Raw genomic sequence first — 23753 nt, forward strand, 5'->3', positions numbered from 1 at the left:
GTCAACGCCACTACGGCTGCAAGGGCGGAGCCGTCAGGTTGCCGTCAGGAAGCCGGAACTTTCGCATCATCCTTGGCGCGCGCGATCACCTTGTCCGACGGCAGCACCACCATCGACCAGTCGGCACCCGGCTTGAGATACTTCGCCGCCAGCGCCTGGAACCGGACCGGATCGAGCTGGACCAGATCGCGCATCACGCCTTCCACCGCCGCCAACCGCGCAGGATCGCGCGTGCCGCCGGCGGTCTGGCGGAGCCAGAAGGTGTTGCCGCTCGCCATCCGCTGGATCAGCTGCGCCTGCGGCAGCACCGCGCGGCGCAGCTCGTCGGCCGTGATCGGCGTCGTAACCAGGTCGGCAGCGATCTTTCGGGCAAGGTCGAAGAAGAAGTCGGTCTTGTCGGGCGGCAGCATGCCGAGCGCGAGGATGCGCCCGCCGCCCGCCATGCCGACCGGCCATTCGCTCGACACCGTCGGCGTATAGCTGATCCCCGCCTGCGAGCGCAGCTGGTCGAACAATCGGTCGCGGAATACCGCGGCGACGATGTCGAGCTGGCGGCTTTCGGTGATCCCGGCCGTGCCGCTTCCGGTCGGCCATGCGATGACGGCCGCGGCCTGATTGGGCTGGCCTTCGTGGCGACGCACCACCGGTTCGGCGGTGGCGGCGGGAAAGCGCACCGGCGTCGGCGGTGCGGCATCGGCGGGTCGCGGCGCCATCGCCCCGAACGTCGCGGCTACGGCTTCCACCGCCGCTGCGCGCTCGACATCGCCGTAAACCATCACCTCGATCGGTCCCGATTTGAGGATCGGTTCCCAGAATGCGCGAAAGCTGGCGGGGGTCAGCGCCTCTGCCGCCGCGCGGCTCGGCGGACCCCAGCGCGGATCATCGGCGTGCAGCAGTCGTTCGAGATCGCGGCCGAGCACCGCATCGGGCGTGGCGTCCATCCCCGGCAACGCCGCGAGCACCACTGCCTTGGCGCGATTGACCGGGTTCGGGTCCCAGCGCGGCTTGGCTAGCTTGGCCGCCATCAAGCGCAACTGATCGGGCAGGTCGGCGGCCGTGGTTATCCCTGCCAGAGCAAAGGCATCGTCGGTCGCCGCGAATTCGAGACTGATCTGGCGGCTGCCCATCAGCCGGTCGAGTTCCTCCTGCCCCAGATCGCCGACGCCGCTTGGAAGCAGCGCGATGTCGCCTGCCCATACCGGCGTCTCGCGATCGCTGGGGATGGCGTTGAGCCCGCCACCGAAGCGGACCTGGACATAGACTTTGCTGGTTTCCGAATCATTGGGGAAAAGCAGCAGCTTGACCCCGTTGGCAAAGGTGACCTGCTCGATCGCCGGATCGGTCAGCGCGGGCACGCTCGCCGTGACGCTGCCCGGCTTGCCGAGCCGCGGCAGCCGGTCGATGCTGACGTCGCCGATCGACTGGCGCGCGGCGGCGAGTTGCGAGACGTCCTCGGTCAGCGCTGCGGCAAGCTTGGTCTGGGCTGCGGCGTCGGGGGTGCGGGTGTTGACGACCGCACGCGTCACGCCCTCGAACACCTTTTTCGACGATGCCTGGACCAGCGCCGGGGTGAAGTACTGCTTGTCGATCGCCCCGCGAAAGATGCCGTACGACCCCTCCGCCGCCGCGACGGTCTCGCCGATATCGACCGCCTCGATCAGTTCGTCGGCGATGCGCGCGCCGGGATCGACCCGCGCGGTGGCGACCGCCTGCTTCATCACCGCGTCGATCTCGGCGACTTCGCGGTCGATCTCGGCTTGGGTCGGCGGCGTCATCGCGGCGTCGGCAAAGGTCGCGCGCACGTCGCGCATCGCCGCCGCCCAGTCGTCGCCGACCGGCACGATCTGGACCAAGGTGGCGTTGGCCGACCGGGAGATGTCCTCCAGCGACGCATTGGCGGAGATGAAGCTGCCACCCGCTCGCGCGCGGCTTTCGAGGCGGCGATTGATCAGGCGGATCGCGACCTGATCGATCATCCGGCGCTGATTGAACTCGATGGTGTCTGCAACGATGTTCCACGGCCGCAGCACGCCCATCGACACCACCGGCGGCAGCGCCGGCTCGACGGTGCTGGCGGCGACCGGGCCGGTGTCGGCGGGCTTGCCGAAATCGGGCTTGACCCCGGCCGGTCCCTCGCCCTGCCAGCTGCCGAAATGCTTGACGATCAGCCGCTCGAAGATCGCCGGGTCCATGTCGCCCGAAATGACGATGACCGCGCGGTCGGGGCGGTACCAGCGTTCGTGGAAAGCGCCGACGCTCGCCGCGGTCGCTGCCTCCAGCGTCTCGATATTGCCGATCGGCGAGCGGTCGGCGAGCGGCTGTCCCGCAAAGAACAATTGCCGCGTGGCATCGCCGAAGCGCATCTGCGGCCCCGGCAATTCGCGCTGTTCGGCAAGTACCACGGGGCGCTCCGCGGCGAGCGCGGCGTCAGTGATGCTGGGGCTGTCGAGCATCCCCGACAGGATCTTCAGGCTTTCGTCGAGCCCGGCTTCGGTCGCGGCAGGCAGGTCGAGCTTGTACACCGTATTGGTGAAGGTCGTGCTGGCGTTGCTGTCCGATCCAAAGGTCACGCCCAGCCGCTGCCACACCCGCTTGGCCTCGCCGTCGGGAACATGCTGCGACCCGCGAAAGGCGAGATGTTCGAGCAGATGCGCATAGCCGCGTTCGTCATCGCGCTCCATCAGCGACCCGGCGTCGATGCGGATGCGCACCGAAACCTGCTGCGGCGGCACGCCGTTCTTGGCGACGGCATAGCGCACGCCATTGGGCAGCGTGCCGAAGGTAAAGGCCGGATCGGGCGGAAGGTCGCTTCCCTTGTACAACCACAGATCGCGCGTCGCGCCGGGGGGCGCCGGGGCAGCCACTTGCTGCGGCGCGGCGACGGGAGCGCCGGACGGCACCTGCTGCGCCGCAGCGGGCGCGATCAGGATCATGGGAAGGATGAAAAGCGCGACACGCTGCGCACGCGATACTGGCGTCATCGCGCACAGATAGCGCCTTGTCGCTCCCACCGCCAGCCGCCCGCGCCTGCGTGCCGCCGGGTCCGCGGCACGATCCGGCCTTGATCCCCCGCCCGGCGCAAGCCACATGCGGTACCATGCTGATCGAAACCGAAACGACGCCCAACCCCGCGACGCTCAAATTCCTGCCCGGCCGCACCGTGATGGACGCTGGCACGCGCGACTTCGCATCGCCCGAAGAGGCCGAGGCTTCGCCGCTCGCCACTGCCTTGTTCGCGCTGGGCGATGTGACGGGCGTGTTCTTCGGCCGCGACTTCATCTCGGTCACTGCCGCGCCCGGGGTGGACTGGCCGATGCTCAAGCCCGACATACTGTCCATCCTGCTCGATCATTTCAGCGCCAACATGCCGCTGTTCATGCCCGGCAGCGCCGCCGGCATCGCGGTTCCTCCCGAAGGGCAGGCATTCGCCGACAATCCCGAAGATGCCGAGATCGTCGCGCAGATTCAGGACCTGATCGAAACGCGCGTTCGGCCGGCGGTTGCCAATGACGGCGGCGACATCGTTTATCGCGGCTTCGATCAGGGCAAGGTCTATCTGCAGATGCAGGGAGCATGTTCGGGCTGCCCGTCGTCGAGTGCGACGCTCAAGAACGGCATCGAGCAACTGCTCAAATACTACGTCCCCGAAGTCACCGAAGTCCGCGCCGTCTGATGGGCACGCCGCTCGACGACGCCGCGCTCGACACGATCTTTCGCAGCGCTCGCACCTATAACGGCTATCTCGACACGCCGGTGCGCGAGGCCGACGTCCGTGCAATCTATGATCTTGTGAAAATGGGCCCGACATCGGCCAATCAGCAGCCCGCGCGTTTCGTCTGGTGCCTCGATCAGTCAGCCCGCGACCGGCTGGCCGACTGCGCCAGCGACAAGAATGCCGACAAGATCCGCAAGGCACCCGCCGCCGTGGTGATCGGCATGGACGAGGATTTTCACGAGCAGTTGCCGTGGCTGTTCCCGCATACCGATGCCAAGAGCTGGTTCGACGGTGATGCCGAAGGCCGCAAGGTCAGCGCGTTTCGCAACGGCTCGCTGCAGGGCGCCTATTTCATCATCGCCGCGCGTGCGCTGGGCTGGGATACCGGGCCGATGTCCGGGTTCGACGCGGAAAAGGTCAATGCGGCCTTCTTTGCCGACCGGCCCAAGGTGAAGGTCAACTTCATCTCGACCCTGGGCAAGGGCGATCCGGCAACGATCTTCGCGCGCAGCCCGCGGCCCGATTTCGAAGTCTTCAACCGCATCGCCTGATGCGGCCATCGCCATGCCGACGCTGGTAATCGAGACTGCTACGGCGGCGTGTTCGGTCGCGATGATCGACGGGAGCAGCGTGCTCGGCTCGCGACACGAAGTCGTCGGGCGCGGTCATGCCGAGCGGCTGGTGCCGATGATCGCCGAGCTGCTCGATGGCGCCGTTCCCGAGGCGATCCTGGTGGATTGCGGCCCGGGCAGCTTCACCGGCGTTCGCGTCGGCATCGCCGCGGCACGCGGGCTGGCGATCGGCTGGGGAATACCGGCGCAGGGCTATTCGTCGCTCACCCTGATGGCACGCGCGCACTTCTTTGCGCATCCGCACTGTGCCGAACTTGCTGTCCTATCGGAAGGCGGGCACGGTGAGCTGTTCATGCAAGCCTTCACCGCCTCGCCCTTTGCCGCATCGACAGCGCTGGGGTCCGTATCGCCCGAAGTTGCGCTGGAGCAGGCGGGCGCAAGGACGATCATCGGCAGCGGCGCCGCGCGGTTGCTCGAGATCGACCCCGCGCTCGATGCGCATGATGCGTTGCCGGAAGCGCGGGCGGCGGCATGGCTCCCGGCCGAACATCGCACCCTGCCGCCACGCCCGATCTACGGCCGCGCGCCCGACGCCAAGGTCGCAAGCGGCGGACCGACGCGATGAGCACATTGGCGAGCATGGTCGATCTGCGCAGCGGCGGACCGCCCGACCTGCCCGCCATCGCCGCGCTGATGACGGCCGCGTTCGACCCGCGGTTCGGCGAGGCGTGGACGCAGGCGCAATGCATGGGCATCCTCTCGCTGCCGGGCGTATGGTTGACGATCGCGCGCCAGAACGGCGCCGATGTCGGCTTCGCGCTGGCGCGATCGACCTACGAGGATGCCGAACTGCTGCTGCTGGCGACGCATCCGCATGCGCGCCGGTCCGGCGTCGGGCGCAGCCTGCTGCGCAGCGTGATCGCCGATGCGGCGGATCGCGGGGCGACACGGTTGCTGCTCGAAGTACGCGCCGACAACGAGGCAATCGCACTGTATCGCCGCGAGCAGTTCAGCAAGATCGGCGAACGGTTGGAATATTATCGCGGCGCCCATGGACGCAGTTACGATGCGCACACCTATTTTCGTCCCTTGCCACAAGCCGGATCAACTTGACGCAATGATGCTTGATCCTTCCGGTCAACAGGCCGATAGAAGCCGCCGATGGCGATATCGGCCGTCAGTACCGGGTTGGAAGGAATCTAATGGAATCGCAATCGGATATGCAAGAAACGCTGATCACGCTCACCGCGGACATCGTCGCGGCGCATGTCAGCAACAACAGTGTCGCGGTCTCCGACCTGCCGGTGCTGATCCAGAACGTACATGGCGCTCTGCAAGGTCTTGGTACCCCGGCACAGGCGGAAGAAGTCAAGCAGGAACCGGCGGTGTCGGTCCGCTCGTCGATCAAGCCCGACTTCATCGTCTGTCTCGAGGACGGCAAGAAGCTAAAGATGCTCAAGCGGCACCTGATGACGCACTATCAGATGACGCCCGAGCAGTATCGCGCCAAGTGGAACCTGCCGGCCGACTATCCGATGGTCGCGCCCAACTATGCCGAGCAGCGCCGCACGCTCGCCAAGAAGATCGGCCTCGGCACCAAGCGCCGCAAGCGCTGAACCCGACATTCGAACGCTGCGCGGCCCGGGCTTGATACCCGGGCCGGCTTGTTGCGAGTCGTTCTCGCAATAGCGCCCTTCCCTCGGCTCTCGCATGGGATTACACGGGCGGCATGCCGCGCAAGATCGATCTCGAACAGCTGTGCCACGACAAGGGGCTGCGCATCACCGAGCAGCGCCGGGTGATCGCGCGCGTGCTGTCGGAAGCGGAGGATCATCCCGACGTGGAGAAGGTCTATGCGCGCGCATCGGCGATCGATCCGGGCATCTCGATCGCGACGGTCTACCGGACCGTGCGCCTGTTCGAGGAGGCGGGCATCCTCGACCGGCATGATTTCGGCGACGGCCGTGCGCGCTACGAACCCGCACCCGAGGCGCATCACGACCATCTGATCGATGTCGAGACCGGCAAGGTCATCGAATTCGTCGATCCCGAGCTCGAGCAGCTCCAAAAGCAGATCGCCGAGCGGCTGGGCTTCCGCCTCGTCGACCACCGCATGGAGCTGTATGGCGTCTCGCTCGACCGCAAGAGCTGACGCGGCGGCGGGGATACCGGCGCCGCTGACGGCGATCCAGCGGCTGCGCGTCTTTCTGCGCATCGCGATGATGGTGCTTGCGGCGCTGATCGCGGTGCCGCTCCATTATCTCTGGCGACTGCTGCGGCTGAGTTCCCCCTGGCCGCGCATGTTCCTGGGCACCGTCGGGCGCATCTGCGGCGCACGCGTCCGCCGGGTCGGCGTGCCGCTGCGCCGCGACGTATTCTATGTCTCCAACCACCTGTCGTGGATCGACATCCTCGCGATCGGCGGCACCAGCGGATCGGCATTCGTCGCCAAGGCGGAGATCGGCGAGGCGCCGGTGGTCGGCTGGCTGTCGACGCTCAACCGCACGGTCTTCGTCAGCCGTGAGGACCGGCTGGGCGTCGCCGAACAGATCAACCAGCTGCGCGACGCCCTGACCGACAATTGGGCGATCACCGTCTTTCCCGAAGGCACCACCACCGACGGCCGCTCGCTGCTGCCGTTCAAGACGTCGATGCTCAAGGTACTGGAGCCGCCGCCGCCGGGCGTGCTGGTGCAGCCGGTGATGCTGGATTTCGGCGCGGCGGCGGAGGACATCGCCTGGATCGGCCTGGAGACGGGGAAGGACAATGCGCTGCGCGTACTGGCGCGGCCGGGTAATTTCCGTGTCGATGTCCACTTCCTCGACCCGCTCGACCCGCAGGCATTTCCCGGCCGCAAGGCAATCGCCGCGGAAAGCAGGCGCCGCATCACCGAGGCGCTGGAACGCGTCAACGGCGAACCGTTGCGGCCGTTCGCATATTGAATGACCGGCATCGGCGCAGCCGGTGCGCAGATCGCCTCCATCCACGCGAATTGTTTCGCGCAGCCGGCTTCGCTATAGGCCCGCTGAATGAAGCCCAGCCCGAAAACCTTCCACGTCAAGTCGTTCGGCTGCCAGATGAACGTCTATGACGGCGAGCGGATGGCGGAGTTGATGCTGGCCGAGGGCATGACCGCGACCGACGATGCCAATGCCGCCGATCTGGTCGTGCTCAACACCTGCCACATTCGCGAGCGCGCGACGGAGAAGGTGTATTCGGACATCGGCCGGCTGCGCAAAGGCGCGCGCCAGTCCGGCCGCTCAGCGCCGATGGTCGCGGTCGCGGGCTGCGTCGCGCAGGCCGAAGGCGAGGAGATCGTGCGCCGCGCCGGAGTCGACGTCGTGGTCGGACCGCAGGCCTATCACAACCTGCCGGCATTGGTCGCGCAGGCAGCATCGGGCGCGCCCGCGCTCGACACCGACATGCCGATCGCCAGCAAGTTCGGCGCCCTTCCCGCCCGCCGCCGGGTCGCCCCGTCGGCGTTCCTGACGGTGCAGGAAGGGTGCGACAAATTCTGCACCTATTGCGTGGTCCCCTACACCCGCGGCGCCGAAGTCAGCCGCCCGTTCGCCGCGATCGTCGATGAGGCCAAGGCGCTCGTCGACGCCGGCGCGCGCGAGATCACGTTGCTGGGGCAGAACGTCAATGCCTGGGGTCAGGACCAGGGCGGACTCGAAGCGCTGATCGTCGCGCTCGACCGGCTGCCGGGGCTCGAGCGCATCCGCTACACCACCAGCCACCCCAACGACATGACACAGGGGCTGATCGACGCCCACGCGCAGGTCGGCAAGCTGATGCCGTTCCTGCATCTGCCGGTACAGTCGGGCAGCGACCGCGTGCTCAAGGCGATGAACCGCAGCCATGATCGCGACAGCTATCTGCGGCTGCTCGACCGGGTGCGTGCGGCCCGCCCCGACATCGCGCTGTCGGGCGACTTCATCGTCGGCTTTCCCGGCGAGACCGACGCCGAATTCGCCGAGACGCTGAGCCTGGTCGATGCGGTCGGCTATGCGCAGGCGTTCAGCTTCAAATATTCGCCGCGCCCCGGCACCCCCGCCGCGACCATGCCCGACCAGATCGCGCCGGAAATCATGGACGAGCGGTTGCAGCGGTTGCAGGCCGCGCTCAACCGCGACCAAGCTGCGTTCAACGCGAAGACGCTCGGGCGGACGTGCGACGTGCTGATCGAGCGCGCGGGCAAGCTGCCCGGCCAGATGCTCGGCAAGTCGCCCTGGCTGCAATCTGTCCACCTGCTGACCGATGCCGCGATCGGCGACATGGTCGAAGTCGACATCGTCCGCGCCGACCCCAATTCGCTGAGCGGGCTGGAACGGCGGCGCGCCGCTGCCTGATCGCTGTTCGTTCGGTTCAAACCCGCTATATCAGGCTCATGTCCTCCGACCTGTTCGCCAGCACCACCCAGAATGTGACCGATTATACCGCCTCCTCGATCGAGGTGCTCGAGGGGCTGGAGCCGGTGCGCCGCCGCCCGGGGATGTATATCGGCGGCACCGACGAGCGCGCGCTGCACCACCTTGCCGCCGAGGTTCTCGACAATGCGATGGACGAGGCAGTGGCAGGGCATGCCAGCCGGATCGAGGTCACCCTGGAGGCGGGCAACCGCCTGACCATCGTCGACAATGGACGCGGCATTCCGGTCGATCCGCATCCCAAATTTCCCGACAAGTCGGCGCTCGAAGTGATCCTGTCGACGCTGCATTCGGGCGGGAAGTTCGCGGGCAAGGCCTATGCGACCAGTGGCGGGCTGCACGGTGTCGGGGTCAGCGTCGTCAACGCGCTGTCGATCGACACGGTGGTCGAAGTCGCGCGCGATCGCCAGCTCTATCGCCAGCGTTTCAGCCAGGGGCAGACGCTCGGCCCGCTCGAAAGCCTGGGCGGTACCCCCAATCGCCGCGGCACCTCGCTGGCGTTCACTCCCGACCCCGAAATCTTCGGCCCGGAAATGCATTTCAAACCGGCGCGGCTCTACAAGCTCGCGCGGTCGAAAGCGTATCTGTTCGCTGGCGTCGAGATCCGCTGGAAATGCGCGCCCGAACTGATCGCCGACGACACGCCGGCCGAAGCGGTATTCCAGTTCCCCGGCGGGCTAGCCGATCACCTCAAGGAACAGGTCGCGGGCCGTGAATGCGCGACCGCCGATTTCTTCGCCGGGTCGCAGGATTTCCCCGACAGCCAAGGCCGCGTCGAATGGGCGGTGGCGTGGCCGCTCTGGAGCGACGGGTCGTACAGCTGGTACTGCAACACCATCCCCACCCCCGACGGCGGCACGCATGAACAGGGCCTGCGTCAGGCCTTGACCCGCGGCATGCGCGCGTTCGGCGATCTGGTCGGGCAAAAGAAGGCCAAGGACCTGACCGCCGACGACGTGATGACCGGCAGCGAGCTGATGCTGTCGGTGTTCATCCGCGAGCCGCAGTTCCAGAGCCAGACCAAGGACCGGCTGACCTCGCCCGACGCCACCGGCCTCGTCGAGCGGGCGGTGCGCGACCATTTCGACCATTTCCTGACCGCCAACATGGATCGCGGCAAGGCGCTGCTCGGCTATGTCCTCGAACGCATGGACGATCGCCTTCGCCGCAAGCAGGAGCGCGAGGTCAAGCGCAAGACCGCGACCTCGGCGCGCAAGCTGCGTCTGCCGGGCAAGCTCACCGATTGCGCCGCGGATTCGCCCGAAGGGACCGAGCTGTTCATCGTCGAGGGCGACTCGGCGGGTGGTTCCGCCAAGCAGGCGCGCGACCGCAAGACGCAGGCGATCCTGCCGATCCGCGGCAAGATCCTAAACGTGGCATCGGCGACCAGCGCCAAGATCCACGCCAATCTGGAGATCGCCGACCTGATCCTGGCGATGGGCTGCGGCACCCGCAAGGACTGCATCCCCGACAATCTGCGCTACGAACGCATCGTCATCATGACCGACGCCGATGTAGATGGCGCGCATATCGCGACGCTGCTGATGACGTTCTTCTTTCAGGAGATGCCAGAGCTCGTCCGGCGCGGGCACCTGTATCTGGCGCAACCGCCGCTCTACCGGCTGACCGTCGGCGCGAAATCGCTGTACGCGCGCGACGACCTTCACCGCATCGAGATCGAGAATGGCGCATTCAAGGGCAAGAAGGTCGAGGTTGCGCGGTTCAAGGGGCTGGGGGAGATGAACCCCATGCAGCTGCGCGAAACGACGATGGACCCCAAGACCCGTTCGATGCTGCGCATCACGCTGCCGCAGGAATATGAGGAGCGCGCCGGGGTCAAGGACCTGGTCGACCGGCTGATGGGATCCAACCCGGCGCATCGCTTCGCGTTCATCCAGGAAAATGCCGCGCGGATCGACGAGAACGTGATCGATGCGTGAGCGGGCTATGGTGATGGCAGTGCTGGCTATCGGTTGTTCGCCGCTTGCTGTCAGGGCGGAGCCCGCCCCCGCCCCCATTCGGCCCTCGCAGTACACACCGCTCGACACGCGCATCGCCGACATCGCCGCGTATCTCGGCGGCAAGGGCGATTACGCCACCCTGTTCGCCGACAGCTTCCGCGCGCAGATCCCGCAGCCGCAGTTCGATGCGATCGCCATCCAACTGCGCGACGGCATGGGCGCGGTCACCAGGCCAGAGACGGTTACAAAAACCGGGCCGTGGCAGGCAACCGTACGCCTGGGATATGAGCGCGGCGTGGCGACGTTGATAGTGGTGGTCGATCCGGCCGCACCGCATCGCGTCAGCGGGTTGCGCGTGACGGGCACCGAACCGCGCGGCGACAGCATCGCCGTGCTCGACGCCGAATTCGCCAAGCTGCCGGGCAAGGCCGGGTTCGGCATCTACGCCCTTACCGATGGTCCGCCGCGCGCGATCCAAGCACAGGACGGCGATGCTGCCGCGCCGATCGGTTCTGCCTTCAAACTCTGGATACTCGCCGAAGCCGCGCGGCAAGTGCAGGCGGGCGAGCGTGCATGGAGCGACGTCGTGCCGCTCGGCGCGCCGTCGCTGCCGTCGGGAATGACGCAGGCCTGGCCGGCGGGGAGCCCGATGACGCTCCACAGCCTGGCGACGCTGATGATCGCGATCAGCGACAACACCGCCACCGATACGCTGCTCATGGCGTTGGGTCGCGACAAGGTGGGAGCGATGGCACAGCGCCTGGCACCCGACGGCGCCACCGCCACGCTTCCGATCCTGACAACCCGCGAGGCATTCCAGCTCAAGACCGCAGCGCAGGCCGACCTCGCCAAGCGCTGGACGGAGCTGAGTCCAGCCGAGCGCCGCACCGCGCTCGCCGATCGCGCAAAGGCTTTCGAGACAACCCCGCTCGATGCAGGAATGTTCGGATCCGCGCCTACCGCGCCGCAGGTCGAATGGTTCGCATCGCCTGCGGACATGGCGCGCACGCTCGACTGGCTGCGGCGTGAGGGCGGCGAGCAGGCGCTTGCGATCCTGGCGGTAAACCCCGCCACCCCCAGTATCGGCGACGTCGCCTATGTCGGGTCGAAAGGCGGGTCGGAACCGGGAGTCATCGCGATGAACTGGCTGCTGCGAACCAGCGACGGCCGCTGGCTTGCGGTCGCCGGCAACTGGCACGATCCGGCCGCTGCGATCGACGAGGCGCGGTTCCAGATGCTGATGCAACGCGCGCTGCGGCTGGCAATCGCCAAACCCTGATCTGTCCGGGCAAAAGAAAGGGCCTGCGACACGCGAATGTCGCAGGCCCTCCGTTTTTTCAACTCCGCGTTATGCGGTGTTGTCGCTACTCATCGTCAATGCTTCCAGCCGGTTGTTGGTACCCTCAGGGAAGAAGCCGCCGCTGTCGGCCGCTTCCGGCGTCAGATAGGCGATGTTATGGACCTGGCCGACGGTACGGCTGAACACGATCCCGCTGTCGTCGGTCGGAACGAGGTTCGAGGCATTGCCGATCGGTGCGACGCCCTGATCGATGTCGCTCGACCCGTCGAGGCTGTCGCGTGCGTTGGAAATAGCCTCGGTTGCTTCGATCAGCATCAGCCCAGGCGTTTCCACGCCCTTGCGATACAGCACCGTGCGTACGAGACCCGCGTGATAGGCCTCCGCCGCCAGGATGCCTGCCGCCGCTTCCAGGAACGTCTTGTTCTGGATCAAAGCCGCCCCACCCTTGTAGGCCGTCACGCCGACGTCCTCGAAGATGAAGGCGCCGAGCAGGAAATTCTCGTCGCTGGCATAGGGATCGAAGGTTTCGCCATCCCCGATCAGGCCGGCCGCGCGCGCCGCTGCCGTGAACGATCCGTTGGCATCGCCGCTGATGTTGAGCGACGGCATCGCCACCGCCGCATTGCCCAGCGCGTTGCGCAGGAAGTTGACGTGCTCGCGCTCGTCATTGGCAATTTCGCGCGCATAGGCGGCGACCAGCGGGTCGGTAAAGTTGACCCGGCGACCACCCGTGACCGTCCCTGGCGTACCCATGCCCGTCGTCATGCTGGCGGGCAGGCCCGATCCAGTGACGGCATAGACGTAGAACTGCGCTTCGAGATATTCGAGATTGAGCGCGAAGTTGAGCACATCGGCATCGGTAACCGCATTGGGGTCGGTCGGCGATGGCGTCGGGCTGGGGGTCGGAGTGGGAGCCGGCGTTGGCGCCGGCGTGGGGCTTGGCATCGGCGTCGGATCGTTATCATCGTCGCATGCGGCGAGGAACGACGCGCCGCCGACGGCGACTGCGGCGGTCCCGGCCATCTTGAAGAATTGGCGACGTGCCGCCCGGCGATCGTCGCAGGCTTCGAGGATATCGAGGATTTGCGTATTGTCAGTCATGAGATTCGCCTCCCTGTGGGGCAACAGCCTGTGAATCAGTTGGTCGCGCCGGCGCTGGCGTTGATCACGCCGTTGACCCCCATCGGGAAGAATCCGCCGCTCGTGCCCGCCGTCGCCCGGAGATAGACGATGTTGAGGACCTGAGCCGCCGATCGGCTGTACGCGATGCCGTTTGGATCGAGCGGTGCGATATTGCTCGCCGGGCCGATCATGCGAACGCCCTGATCGAGATCTTCTGTACCGTCGAGACTGTCCCGCGCGTTCGAAATCGCCTCGGTCGCATCGATCAGCGCCGGTGCGGCCATGCCCTTGGCATACAGCGTCGTGCGAACGATCGCGGCATGATAGGCCTCGACCGCCAGAATGCCGGCTGCCGCTTCCAGGAAAGTCGGATCGCTGACGAGCGGCGATGCGCCCTTGTACGCGGTGACGCCGACATCTTCGAAGATGAACGCGCCGAGCAGGAAATTCTCGTCGCTGGCATAGGGGTTGAACGCTTCGCCGTCACCGACGAGACCGGCGGCACGCGCGGCGGCGGAGAATGCTCCGTCAGCCGCAGCGCTGATGTCGATCATCGGCTGCGCGACGGCGGTGTTGCCGATCGCAGTGCGGAGGAACTCGACATGCGCGCGCTCATCTTGCGCGATCTCGCGAGCGTACCGCGCAACGAGCGGGTCTGCGAATGCCACCTGCGCGCCGCCGCGAACGGAGCCCTGCGTGCCGGTGCCGGTCAGCAGATTGGACGGAAGGCCCTCGCCGAACGCGGCATAGTAATAGAACTGCGCCTCAAGATATTCGAGGTTGAGCGCGAAATTCAGGATATCGCCATCGGTCAGCGCCGCCTGAGCGCGTAGCGGTGCGCTGCGCGATGCCATGGCAATGCCACCGGTGGCCGCCGCAGCAACCCCCATCGCCTTGAAAAAGTCACGACGACTTTCGCGACGTTCGACGCGTGCGTCGAGAACGTCGATGATTTCGGAGCTATCGGTCATGCAAGCCACCTCCCTTTTGGAGCTCAATCTTCGCAACGGAGCTTCACCGCTAACATGACCGCGATGGAATGGTTCCATTGCAAGTCGAAATACGTACGACGGCGTACCGCATGCATCCGAAACGGCGCAGCCCACGAATATCCAATGGTCGAGATGTTGGATACGGATGCAGAATGCCGGATACGCAATACAGCACTGCGAACGTCCTGGTGCGCTCGCTGGCAGCGGACGACTGGAGATCGCTCAATCCGCACCTCACGCGGATCATGGTCCAGCCCGGCGCTGTACTATGCGAACAACACGCCGACATTGATACCGTCTATTTTCCCGAGACAGCGGTTACTTCGCTTTCCGAACGTCATGGCGATACTGCCGCAGAGATAGCGATGATCGGCTGTGACGGACTGGTCGGGTGGCCGGTCGTGCTTGGCTCGTCGACGGCGTTTCATCGCGTGGTCGTGCGGCTCGACGGGGGAACCGCGCTCGCCTGCCCCGCCGCCCGCCTGATTCGGCTGTGCGCCAGCAGCGATACGCTGGCGGCGACGTTACTGCGCTACGTTCAGACGGTAACGCGCCAGTTGAGCCGGTCGATCGTCGCCAACCTGTCGGCTCCGGTCGAAGCGCGGTTGGCGCGGTGGCTGTTGATGCTGCACGATCGAACCCCGGGCGATACGCTGTCGATCACCCATCAGGAGCTTGCCGGCTTTCTGGGCGTGCGACGCGCCAGCGTGACCGATTGCCTGCACATCCTCGAAGGTGAGCGCATGCTGCGCTGCACCCGCGGTCGCATCGACATCCTTGATCGCGGTCCGTTGCAGGATCGTGCCGGCGATACCTACGGCGTCGCCGAGGATGCTTATCGCGAACTGATCGGGCCGTTCGGGAAGTCGCGGCACAGTGCCGTTCGCCCGGCGGCGCAGTTGCGGTCAGCGTTTATTGGCGCCTGACGCGAACGGCAGCTACAGCCGGGTAATCCGCGCGGTCGACAGGATCGTGCCCGTCGGCGCAGCATGCGGAGCGCCTTCGCGAGGCTCCAGCGTCAGCGCCAGCGTGGCGCCATCGGCAAATTGTTCGCGCAGCTGGGTAGGCAACAGGATTTCGGTAGCGCCGTCGCGGCGGATCAGCCCGAGCGACCGCGGCGTCTGATCGGCGGCGGGGATAACCCACAATTCCGGCTCGCCTGCGCCCTCGGGAATGGCGGTTGGGCGCACCCGTAGCAGATCGTCGGCAAGATCGAGCCGCGCTGTCAGGATCGCACCGCCCTCCCCGTCGCTCAACTGGGCGACGATGGCTTCGGTCGGCGCCGGCGCAACCGTCGTCGCCGGGGGCAGCGACGGCACCGGCCGCAGCAGCACCGCCAGCAGCAGCGCGGCAGCGATCGACATCGCGCCGACCGCAATAGCGCGCCACCTTTGCAGCGCGCGTCGCGTACGCTGGAAATCGGGCGTGATGACCGAGCCCGACCCGCCTCCAGACGCCGGTGCCGCTACGCCGGCGGCAATTGCGTCCCATACCCGTTCGCCGGGCTGGACCGGCGCGACTTCGTCGAACAACGGCGCGAAGCTTCGTTCCCATTCCGCGACCGCCTCCGCAAAGCTCTCGTCCACCGCCTGACGCTCGCGCGCGGCGCGCAGTTCCTCGCCGTCGATCAGCCGCAGCGCAAGTTCGGCCGCGAGCAGCCGATCGTCGGGAGACAGCAGCTCAGCCACCGCTCAGGCACTCGCGCAGTCGTTCGAGCCCGCGCCGGACCCAGCTCTTCATGGTGCCCAGCGGCACCGCCGCGCGGGCGGCAAGTTCCGAATAGGTGAAGCCTTCGAAAAATGCCGCGCGGATCGCGCCGGCCTGGCGGGTTTCGATCTGTTCGAGGCAATCGTTCACCAAAACGCGCTGCGCATGCGCTTCGGCAGGATCGGCTGCCGTGTCGGCGATCGCCGCGTCGTCGGAAGCCGCCGCCACGCCCTCGGCACGACGCTGCGACGCGCGCTGCCAGTCGATCGCGGTGTTGCGCGCGATCGTGCACAGCCACGTAATCGGGCTCGCACGCGACGCATCGAACGCCTCGGCGCCGCGCCACACCTTGAGATAGACCTCCTGCAGAACGTCCTCCGCTGCGTTCCTGTCCCCCAAGATACGCAGGCAGATGCCCATCAGCTTCGCCGCCGTATGGTCGTAAACGTACCGAAGCCCGTCGCGCTCACCCTGCCCCACGCGCGCGATGGCATCGGTCAGTCGATCACGGGCGGCATCGGCGGATTGCTGGGAAGTCACGGAAGCTCCAACGCGAGTGCCGCGACATTGGTTTAGTTGGAGCCGACTTGCAATGCCGCATCGCGCCCAGCAATCACCTGCAACGCTTTGCAAAAAAGGCCCGCAATCCCGGCGGGACGCGAGCCTTTTTCGGTGGTGGGCGTGGCAAGGATTGAACTTGCGACCCCTGCGATGTCAACACAGTGCTCTACCACTGAGCTACACGCCCTCCGGAAGAGGGTGCGCACTAGCCGCGCTTCGCGGCAGAGGCAAGAGGGTAAAACCGCGATCGTGCGTGCGCCGGGCCGACCGGTCAATTGCTGGTCGGCACGCGGACATTCTCGAACATGCGATCGACTTCGAGCACCAGCTCGCGCAGGTGGAAGGGCTTGGACAGCACCCGCGCATTGGGCATCGCCTTGCCGGCCTTGAGCGTCACCGCAGCGAAGCCGGTGATGAACATCACCTGCATGTCGGGCGCCATGACCCCGGCCCGCTGCGCCAGTTCGATACCGTCCATTTCCGGCATGACGATGTCGGTCAGCAGCAGGTCGAACGTCTCGTTCTCGAGCAGCGGCAGGGCGGCGGTGCCGCGATCGACCGCGCTGACCGCGTAGCCCGAGCGTTCGAGCGCACGCGTCAGATATTCGCGCATCACCCGATCGTCTTCCGCCAGCAGGATCCTGATCATTCCGTCCCTCGTTCAGCCGCCCCATCACCCCGGGCGCGCCTCTATCTATGCGGGAAGCCCTTAAGATTTTCCAGCGCCGTTGCCGCCGCGATCGACTCGGGCTACCGCAAATTCTTGCAGCCGCGCGCGCCTTTCCCGTCGTTCGACCGGCTCGGACCGGAACATCCGGCACATCCGGTGATCCTGTCGGTACCCCATGGCGGACGCGCCTATCCGCAATCGCTGCTCGACAATCTCCGCGTCCCGGCCGGGCAGCTGCGCGCGCTCGAGGATCGACATATCGACGGGGTCGCGCAGGCCGCGCTGGGCGAGAGTATCGCGATCGTGGCGCGGCGACCGCGCGCATGGATCGACCTCAATCGCCCCGAAACCGATCGCGACCCGCTGATCGACGACGGCCTGTCGCGTCACGCCACTGCGCAGCAGTCGGTGAAGGTGCGCGCCGGACTGGGGCTGGTGCCGCGCCGCGTCGGCGGGTCGGGAGACCTGTGGCAGCGGCGCTGGCCGCTCGGCGAGATCGATGCGCGAATCCGCGGGGATCACCGGCCCTATCATCAGGCGATCGCCAGCGCGCTCGATGCCGCGCATCGTCGCTTCGGTATCGCGGTACTGCTCGATCTCCACTCGATGCCCTCGCTGATCGGGACGGCGCCCGCGCAGATCGTCATCGGCGATCGCTATGGTCGCACCGCCCATCCGCGTTTCGTCGCCAGTATCGAGGCCGAAATACGCGCCGCCGGACTGCGCCCGGCGCTCAACGCGCCTTATGCCGGGGGGCATGTGCTCGACCGGCACGCCGCACCCAAGGCAGGCATCCACGCCATCCAGCTCGAGCTTGACCGTGCGCTGTATCTCGATGCCACGCACGAGGAATGCGGACCGGGGTTCGACGCCTGCGCCGGGCTGGTAAGGAGCATCATCGCCGCGCTGATCGATGCCGCCTGCCCCGGCGCGATCGCCGCGGAATAGCGCGCAATTCCTCCAAGAAAAAACCACCCCGTGCATGAAGCACGAGGTGGCCAAGGTTCAGGGAGGAGACACGCCCGGGGGCGTGTCACGCGATCCCGCGAAAGGGGGGACACGAAATCGCGCAACACCGATATAGGCGGGAAGTGTGACGGCTTCAAGAATCGGTTCGTCGCATCTGGCGTACCGATTAACGCGGCGCCTCAGACGGCCTCAGCGTGCGCCGGGCAGCATTCTGGCAAGCGTCCCGTCGCGCAGCACGAAATGATGCCGCAGCGCCGCGGCGACATGCAGCACGATCAGCGCGGCCATCAGCAAACCGAGCATTTCGTGGAGCTCGTGTCCGGCATCCCCCGCCGCGGTGCCGACCGGGAGGTACGGGATATCGAACAATCCGAACCAGCTGAGCTCGCGGCGTTTCTCGGTCCCCGACACCATCAGCCAGCCGGTCAGCGGCAGTGCGATGAGCAGGATGTAGAAGGCACCGTGGCTGATCCGCGCAGCGAGCCGCTGCCAACCTGGCAGCGTGGCTGGGGGCGGCGGCGCCGGATGCGCGATGCGCCAGCCTGTGCGCGCGATGCTCAGCACCAGCACGGTGATGCCGATCGCCTTGTGGACCGGCATCTGATTGGGGATGCCGGCAAGCAGGCTTTCCCCGAACAGTCCGATCGCGACGTTGACAAGGACGAGCACCGCGATCGACCAGTGGAATGCGATGGCCCCGCCGGTATAGCGGCGCTGGATCGCATCCTGATGGTCGATCGCGGTGGTCATGGCATCACACTCCGGCGCTGGGCTGCGGCAGCTTGCCCGAGCGCAGCTGCTTGCCGAACAGGTCGCGCATCAGGCTCAGCGAGAACAGATGTGCATAGACCAGCGGCAGCATGCCCGACTGCACCATCTTGCGCAATTGATCGCCGCGCAGTTCGTTGACCTTCTTCTCGTCGATCATCTGGAAGCCGCGATAGATGAACGGCTGCGGCGCATTGTCGGGCTGGATCGAGATTTCCCCGGCCATCAACAGATCCATCTCGCGGATCTCGCGCATGAACTGGCCGGTGCGCATGCCGGCCTGTTCGAATTGCTCTGCGAAGTTGAGGATGCCCTTGGTCAGCTCGGTCGGCTCGCCATTATCGAACAGCTTCTCGCCGTCCTCGAACGCGCCAATCGTGTCCGACGTCGGATCGAAGCACAGGCTGAGTTCGTCGCTGTCGGGACGCAGCTTGGCGAGCAGATAGGGATACCGGCGGATATAGGCAGGGATATAGACGTCGGTCTCCGTAGCCTTGCCCTCCTCGTCGAAGAACATGTTCATGCCTTCGTTCATCGCCATCAGCGCCAGCGGCACCGGATCGGCGCCGACCGAGAAAATGATCGGCATGCGCCGCGCGATCATCGGGAACTCCTCGACGGTCACCGGTATCGCGTGCTGGGTCGCGAGGAACTTGGCGGTGTCGGAACGGCGCACGCGATAGTCGCCATGCTGTGCGCTCGAAAGTGGTTCGAGCTTGTTGTAAAGCAAAGGAAGGCTGGTGGGGGCCGCGCTGGCCATGATCGTCTCTCCAATCCCGGTCAATTAAGGGTTGCGTCGCGCCCTATTGATCGCAGCCCGGCTCTGCAAGGGCGACGAGCTTGCCAGGGTTCATGATCCCCAGCGGATCGAGCGCATGCTTGATCGCCCGGATCGCGCCCAGCCGCGCAGGCGGGCCGACCCGCTCCAGCTCGGCGCGCTTCATCTGCCCGATGCCGTGCTCGGCCGAAATCGTGCCGCCCGCCGCGACGACCGCATCGTGGACGAAGCGGGTGATGCCGGGCGCGGCGTCGCGATACCAGGCCGCGGCATCGACGCCGTCCGGCGCACGCACGTGAAAATGCACATTGCCGTCGCCGAGATGACCGAAGCCGCTGGCATGGGTGCCGGGAAAGCGTGCTTCGACCGCCCTCGCGGTCTCGACCAGAAATCCGGGCATCGCGTCGACCGCGACCGCGATGTCATGCTGGACGGCAGGTCCGGCGGCGCGCTCCGCAGCCGACAAGCCGTCACGCAGCGCCCAGAACGCCTCGGCCTGGGCTTCGCTCGCGCCGATGGTTGCGTCCGCAATCCAGCCGCGCTCCAGCCCGAGCGCCAGTGCATCGGTCAGCACCACGCGCGGATCGCGATCATCGTCACCGGCCGCCACTGCCTCGATCAGCACGTGCCAGGGGTGTGATCCCGCCAGCGGCGCACGCGCGTCGGGGATATTCCGCAGGACGCGCACCAGCGATTCGCCCGGCAGGATCTCGAAACTCTCGATTGCCGGGCCGTCGATCGCGCGCAGCAGGTCGAGCGCCACCGCAGGCGATTCGAGGCCCACCCATGCCACCGCGCGATCGCGGATTGCGGGGACCAACTTCAATCGCGCGGCAGTGACGATGCCGAGCGTGCCTTCGGCGCCGACCAGCAGCTGGTCGAGATCGTAACCGCGATTATCCTTTTTGAGCGCTGCCAGCCCGTCATAGATCGATCCGTCGGGCAGCACCGCCTCCAGCCCCATCACCAATGCCCGCATCGTGCCGTGACGCAGCACCTGCGTGCCCCCCGCATTGGTCGCCACCAGGCCGCCAATGGTCGCCGTGCCGCGTGCGCCGAGCGTCAGCGGGAAGCGCAGCCCTGCCCCTGCCGCGGCATCGTGCAGCGCCTGCAATATCACGCCTGCTTCGGCGGTCGCGCTGCGTCCCGTCCCAGACAATTCGCGAATCTGGTTCATGCGACGCAGCGATATCAGCAACGCCGATCCGTCCGCAGGCGGCGTCGCGCCGCCGACCATCGATGTGTTGCCGCCCTGCGGCACCAGCGGCACGCGATGTTCGGCCGCCAGGGCAACGATCGCAGCAACTTCTCGTGTGGTCCGCGGTACCAGCATGGCGGGGCTCGCACCGTGATATCGTCCGCGCCAGTCGCCAAGCCACGGCGCGATGATCTGCGGGTCGGCGACGACCGAGGCGGCGCCGAATTGCGCGGCGACGGCGGCGATCAGGGACGACTGGTCTGGCGTCATGGCGGTACGGCGCCTATCATGCAGCGATGTTGCCTGCCACCGCTATGGTGGCGAATTCATCTGCCGTTCAAGCGCGTCACTGCATTCGGAACGCCGCATGCTCTTGCTATTGACCAGTGCCGGAATGCTTGCCGCCGCGGTAACCCCGTGGCTACCGGTGCAGGTGCAGCAGCGTGCGCAGGTTCGGATGCATCAACGGATCGTCATTCGCGTGCCGCGATTGACCGCGGCGCGGACGTCGATGGCCAACGCGCCGCTTCCGCCGATCCGTTGGGTAGAACGGGATACCGATCGCTGTATTGCCGCCTCCAGCCTCGCCGGAGCCGCGGTTACGCGTCCTGACAGTGTCGACCTTGTGTTGAGCGGGGGGCGGCGTCTGCGCGCCAACCTCGGCAGCGCCTGTCCCGCACTCGACTTCTACAATGGCTTCTATCTGCGCCCGACAAGCGACGGCATGGTGTGCGCCCGGCGCGACGCGTTTCGATCGCGATCAGGCGGCGAATGTCGTATCGAGGCGTTTCGTGCCCTGGTGCCGGCGCGCTGACCGGACAGGAGCCGGCCCCGCGTCGATCGGGCCAGCGTCAATAAGGGTTCCGGCGATCTTCGCGCCGCTCCCGGCGCGTTTCGCGTAATTCCTCGCGGGCGTCGCGGACATCGTCGCGATCGCCATAACGCTGCGCATCGCGAACGTCGCGGCGAGCTTCGCGGACGTCCTGCCGGGTGGTCGTGGCGCAAGCGGACAAGACCATTGCCGACGCGAGTGTGGCCAGAATGAGCGTACGCATACTGTGTTCTCCCAAAGCTGCCGATCAAACGTCGGGCGCCGCGGATGGGTCCAATGCCGCGGTCGGCGGGTCCTCACGCGCGGCAGCTTGACATTTTACGGTAAATCCGCGAGCCAGCGCGGACCTGTGGCGTGAGTTTGCGCCCGATTTCCGGACATCTGTATGAGCTTCGCCGATCTCGGCCTGTCTGACGAACTGCTGCGCGCCGTCGAAGAGTCGGGCTATACCGTCCCGACCCCGATCCAGGCGAGCGCGATTCCCAGCGTGCTGATGATGCGCGACCTGATCGCGATCGCGCAGACCGGGACCGGCAAGACCGCGTCGTTCGTGCTGCCGATGATCGACATTCTGGCGCAGGGCCGCAGCCGCGCGCGCATGCCGCGTTCGCTGATCCTCGAGCCGACGCGCGAGCTGGCGGCGCAGGTCGCCGAGAACTTCGAGAAATACGGCAAGTATCACAAGCTCAGCATGGCGCTGCTGATCGGCGGCGTGTCGATGGGTGACCAGCTCGCCGCGCTGGAAAAGGGCGTCGACGTGCTGATCGCCACGCCCGGCCGGCTGATGGACCTGTTCGGCCGCGGCAAGATCATGCTCAACGGCTGCTCGCTGCTGGTCATCGACGAAGCGGACCGCATGCTCGACATGGGATTTATTCCCGATATCGAGGAAATCTGCACCAAGCTGCCCAAGGCCCGGCAGACCCTGCTGTTCTCGGCGACGATGCCGCCGCCGATCAAGAAGCTGGCGGACAAGTTCCTCGACAACCCCAAGTCGATCGAAGTCGCGCGCGCAGCTTCGACCAATGCCAACATCAAGCAATATCTGGTGCCGGTCGGATCGAGCAACGCCGCCAAGCGCGACCGCCTGCGCGCGCTGCTCGGCCAGGAGGAAGTGCGCAACGCGATCATCTTCTGCAACCGCAAGACCACCGTGCGCGAACTCAACAAGAGCCTGCGTCAGCACGGGTTCAAATCGGGCGAGATCCACGGCGACATGGATCAAGGGTCGCGCATCGCCGAGCTCGACCTGTTCAAGGCCGGGCATGTCGACATCCTCGTCGCCTCCGACGTCGCCGCGCGCGGGCTGGATATCAAGGGCGTCAGCCACGTCTTCAACTTCGACGCGCCGTGGCATCCCGACGATTACGTCCACCGCATCGGCCGCACCGGCCGCGCAGGCGCTACCGGGATCGCCTACACCTTCGTCACGCCGGACGATGCCGAGAATATCGAGAATATCGAGAAGCTGACCAGCCAAAAGATCGAGCGGATCGACGGCAGCGCGGGCTCGGACGATGCCCCGAGCAGCACGGGCAAGCGCCGCGGTCGCGCCAAGCCTGCCGCAAAGGCGGCGCCCTCCCCGGCCCCTCGTCCGGCCAAGTCTGAAACCGAACCGGCCGCGCCGTCCCCGCGTCGCTCGCGGGCGCGCAAGCCGAGCTTCGACAGCCCCGCCGCGGCCGAAGCACCGTCGGTCGCCGAAGCGAGTGCCACCCCCATCGAGGTATCGCAGCCATCGCCGCGCGAAGAGCGCGCTCCGCGCCGCGAGCGCGGCCCACGTCGCGATCGCGCCGCGCACGACGAACCGCGCGCTCGCCGCTCGCCGCAGCGCGCCGACGACGACGGGGCGGACGAGGGCTGGAACGGACCGGTGCCCTCGTTCCTTGACGTGACACTGGGCCGCTGATCGCGCGCGATGTCGGGCGCCGACGACGATTTCATCACTTTCGAGCCGGCCGCTACGGTGCTGTCACCATGCGTCCTCGTCTGCGCGATCGACGCGGCGAGCGGCTGGTGTCTGGGCTGCGGACGCAGCGCCTCGGAGATTGCACAGTGGCCGTTCGCGAGCGATGCCGAACGGCAAGCGCTACTGGACCGGTTGCCTGAACGCCTGTGCCAACTCCAGTCCCGATAAGATGAAAAGGATCGCTCAGACCTCTATCGGCGGGTTTGCCGATC

At 66.6% G+C, this 23753-nt stretch carries 25 protein-coding genes and 1 tRNA gene; 15 read left to right on the forward strand and 11 right to left on the reverse strand.

Going from position 1 to position 23753, the window contains the following annotated elements:
* Positions 1–44: 44 nt before the first annotated feature.
* Positions 45–2981 (reverse strand): M16 family metallopeptidase, encoded by a 2937-nt coding sequence (locus FHY50_RS07585; RefSeq protein ID WP_140047881.1) that lies wholly within the window; start codon positions 2979–2981, stop codon positions 45–47.
* A gap of 116 nt (positions 2982–3097) precedes the next feature.
* Here FHY50_RS07585 and FHY50_RS07590 point away from each other — a divergent pair, with 116 nt between their 5' ends.
* The 10 genes from FHY50_RS07590 to FHY50_RS07635 all read left to right on the forward strand — a co-directional run bounded on the left by FHY50_RS07590 (position 3098) and on the right by FHY50_RS07635 (position 11957).
* Positions 3098–3673, forward strand: a complete 576-nt coding sequence (locus FHY50_RS07590) for a NifU family protein (protein ID WP_140047882.1) — start codon at positions 3098–3100, stop codon at positions 3671–3673.
* On the forward strand, positions 3673–4266 hold the full coding sequence (locus FHY50_RS07595) for a malonic semialdehyde reductase (RefSeq protein WP_140047883.1): 594 nt from the start codon (positions 3673–3675) through the stop codon (positions 4264–4266). The genes FHY50_RS07590 and FHY50_RS07595 overlap by 1 nt, the downstream gene beginning before the upstream one ends.
* 13 nt (positions 4267–4279) lie before the next feature.
* Positions 4280–4912, forward strand: a complete 633-nt coding sequence (tsaB, locus tag FHY50_RS07600) for a tRNA (adenosine(37)-N6)-threonylcarbamoyltransferase complex dimerization subunit type 1 TsaB (RefSeq protein WP_140047884.1) — start codon at positions 4280–4282, stop codon at positions 4910–4912.
* Positions 4909–5400 carry a GNAT family N-acetyltransferase gene (locus tag FHY50_RS07605; RefSeq protein WP_140047885.1) on the forward strand — a complete coding sequence of 164 codons (492 nt, stop codon included), beginning with the start codon at positions 4909–4911 and terminating at the stop codon, positions 5398–5400. Before tsaB ends, FHY50_RS07605 begins: the two co-directional genes overlap by 4 nt.
* A gap of 89 nt (positions 5401–5489) precedes the next feature.
* Positions 5490–5903 (forward strand): Ros/MucR family transcriptional regulator, encoded by a 414-nt coding sequence (locus FHY50_RS07610; protein WP_140047886.1) that lies wholly within the window; start codon positions 5490–5492, stop codon positions 5901–5903.
* Positions 5904–6016: 113 nt separating this feature from the next.
* On the forward strand, positions 6017–6439 hold the full coding sequence (locus FHY50_RS07615; RefSeq protein WP_140047887.1) for a Fur family transcriptional regulator: 423 nt from the start codon (positions 6017–6019) through the stop codon (positions 6437–6439).
* The gene (locus tag FHY50_RS07620; protein ID WP_140047888.1) at positions 6411–7229 is read left to right on the forward strand and encodes a lysophospholipid acyltransferase family protein; all 819 of its coding nucleotides are present in this window, start codon (positions 6411–6413) and stop codon (positions 7227–7229) included. The genes FHY50_RS07615 and FHY50_RS07620 overlap by 29 nt, the downstream gene beginning before the upstream one ends.
* Before the next feature lie 87 nt (positions 7230–7316).
* Complete coding sequence (miaB, locus tag FHY50_RS07625) at positions 7317–8639, forward strand: tRNA (N6-isopentenyl adenosine(37)-C2)-methylthiotransferase MiaB (RefSeq protein WP_140047889.1); 1323 nt, start codon at positions 7317–7319, stop codon at positions 8637–8639.
* Positions 8640–8677: 38 nt separating this feature from the next.
* Positions 8678–10657, forward strand: a complete 1980-nt coding sequence (gene parE / locus FHY50_RS07630) for a DNA topoisomerase IV subunit B (protein WP_140047890.1) — start codon at positions 8678–8680, stop codon at positions 10655–10657.
* Positions 10650–11957 (forward strand): serine hydrolase, encoded by a 1308-nt coding sequence (locus FHY50_RS07635; protein WP_140047891.1) that lies wholly within the window; start codon positions 10650–10652, stop codon positions 11955–11957. The genes parE and FHY50_RS07635 overlap by 8 nt, the downstream gene beginning before the upstream one ends.
* Positions 11958–12026: 69 nt before the next feature.
* On the opposite strand, the gene FHY50_RS07640 is transcribed toward FHY50_RS07635, so the two are convergent.
* Complete coding sequence (locus tag FHY50_RS07640) at positions 12027–13079, reverse strand: ferritin-like domain-containing protein (RefSeq protein ID WP_140047892.1); 1053 nt, start codon at positions 13077–13079, stop codon at positions 12027–12029.
* 35 nt (positions 13080–13114) lie between these two features.
* Positions 13115–14071 (reverse strand): ferritin-like domain-containing protein, encoded by a 957-nt coding sequence (locus FHY50_RS07645; RefSeq protein WP_140047893.1) that lies wholly within the window; start codon positions 14069–14071, stop codon positions 13115–13117.
* A gap of 173 nt (positions 14072–14244) precedes the next feature.
* Here FHY50_RS07645 and FHY50_RS07650 point away from each other — a divergent pair, with 173 nt between their 5' ends.
* Positions 14245–15018, forward strand: coding sequence for a Crp/Fnr family transcriptional regulator (locus FHY50_RS07650; RefSeq protein WP_166745400.1), 774 nt, complete (start codon positions 14245–14247; stop codon positions 15016–15018).
* Positions 15019–15030: 12 nt separating this feature from the next.
* On the opposite strand, the gene FHY50_RS07655 is transcribed toward FHY50_RS07650, so the two are convergent.
* The 4 genes from FHY50_RS07655 to cpdR all read right to left on the reverse strand — a co-directional run bounded on the left by FHY50_RS07655 (position 15031) and on the right by cpdR (position 17009).
* Positions 15031–15780 carry an anti-sigma factor gene (locus FHY50_RS07655; RefSeq protein WP_140047895.1) on the reverse strand — a complete coding sequence of 250 codons (750 nt, stop codon included), beginning with the start codon at positions 15778–15780 and terminating at the stop codon, positions 15031–15033.
* Positions 15773–16339, reverse strand: coding sequence for a sigma-70 family RNA polymerase sigma factor (locus FHY50_RS07660; RefSeq protein ID WP_140047896.1), 567 nt, complete (start codon positions 16337–16339; stop codon positions 15773–15775). Before FHY50_RS07660 ends, FHY50_RS07655 begins: the two co-directional genes overlap by 8 nt.
* 133 nt (positions 16340–16472) lie before the next feature.
* Positions 16473–16547, reverse strand: a tRNA-Val gene (locus tag FHY50_RS07665).
* Positions 16548–16631: 84 nt separating this feature from the next.
* The gene (gene cpdR / locus FHY50_RS07670) at positions 16632–17009 is read right to left on the reverse strand and encodes a cell cycle two-component system response regulator CpdR (protein ID WP_140047897.1); all 378 of its coding nucleotides are present in this window, start codon (positions 17007–17009) and stop codon (positions 16632–16634) included.
* 114 nt (positions 17010–17123) lie between these two features.
* On the opposite strand from cpdR, the gene FHY50_RS07675 reads away from it, so the two are divergent.
* Positions 17124–17978 (forward strand): N-formylglutamate amidohydrolase, encoded by an 855-nt coding sequence (locus tag FHY50_RS07675; RefSeq protein ID WP_166745401.1) that lies wholly within the window; start codon positions 17124–17126, stop codon positions 17976–17978.
* Positions 17979–18188: 210 nt separating this feature from the next.
* On the opposite strand, the gene FHY50_RS07680 is transcribed toward FHY50_RS07675, so the two are convergent.
* The 3 genes from FHY50_RS07680 to FHY50_RS07690 are packed head-to-tail and all read right to left on the reverse strand — an operon-like array spanning position 18189 to position 21013.
* Positions 18189–18749: a cytochrome b gene (locus tag FHY50_RS07680; protein WP_140047898.1), complete on the reverse strand. Its 561-nt coding sequence runs from the start codon at positions 18747–18749 to the stop codon at positions 18189–18191.
* Positions 18750–18753: 4 nt separating this feature from the next.
* A complete protein-coding gene (locus tag FHY50_RS07685; RefSeq protein WP_140047899.1) occupies positions 18754–19527 on the reverse strand; it encodes a SapC family protein in 774 nt (257 codons plus the stop codon).
* Positions 19528–19570: 43 nt separating this feature from the next.
* The gene (locus FHY50_RS07690; protein ID WP_140047900.1) at positions 19571–21013 is read right to left on the reverse strand and encodes an FAD-binding oxidoreductase; all 1443 of its coding nucleotides are present in this window, start codon (positions 21011–21013) and stop codon (positions 19571–19573) included.
* 97 nt (positions 21014–21110) lie between these two features.
* On the opposite strand from FHY50_RS07690, the gene FHY50_RS07695 reads away from it, so the two are divergent.
* Entirely contained in the window at positions 21111–21557 is a 447-nt protein-coding gene (locus tag FHY50_RS07695; RefSeq protein ID WP_140047901.1) for a hypothetical protein, read from the forward strand.
* Between the two features lie 37 nt (positions 21558–21594).
* Here FHY50_RS07695 and FHY50_RS07700 read toward each other — a convergent pair whose 3' ends face one another.
* Positions 21595–21798, reverse strand: a complete 204-nt coding sequence (locus FHY50_RS07700; RefSeq protein ID WP_140047902.1) for a hypothetical protein — start codon at positions 21796–21798, stop codon at positions 21595–21597.
* 162 nt (positions 21799–21960) lie between these two features.
* Between FHY50_RS07700 and FHY50_RS07705 the strand changes: the two genes are divergently transcribed.
* Together FHY50_RS07705 and FHY50_RS07710 are read left to right on the forward strand one after the other, a co-directional pair.
* Positions 21961–23481, forward strand: a complete 1521-nt coding sequence (locus FHY50_RS07705; protein WP_140047903.1) for a DEAD/DEAH box helicase — start codon at positions 21961–21963, stop codon at positions 23479–23481.
* Between the two features lie 9 nt (positions 23482–23490).
* Positions 23491–23709: a DUF1289 domain-containing protein gene (locus tag FHY50_RS07710; protein WP_140047904.1), complete on the forward strand. Its 219-nt coding sequence runs from the start codon at positions 23491–23493 to the stop codon at positions 23707–23709.
* Positions 23710–23753: the final 44 nt, after the last annotated feature.

Origin of the sequence: Sphingomonas japonica (assembly GCF_006346325.1) — a bacterium.
Classification (GTDB): Bacteria; Pseudomonadota; Alphaproteobacteria; order Sphingomonadales; family Sphingomonadaceae; genus Sphingomonas; species Sphingomonas japonica.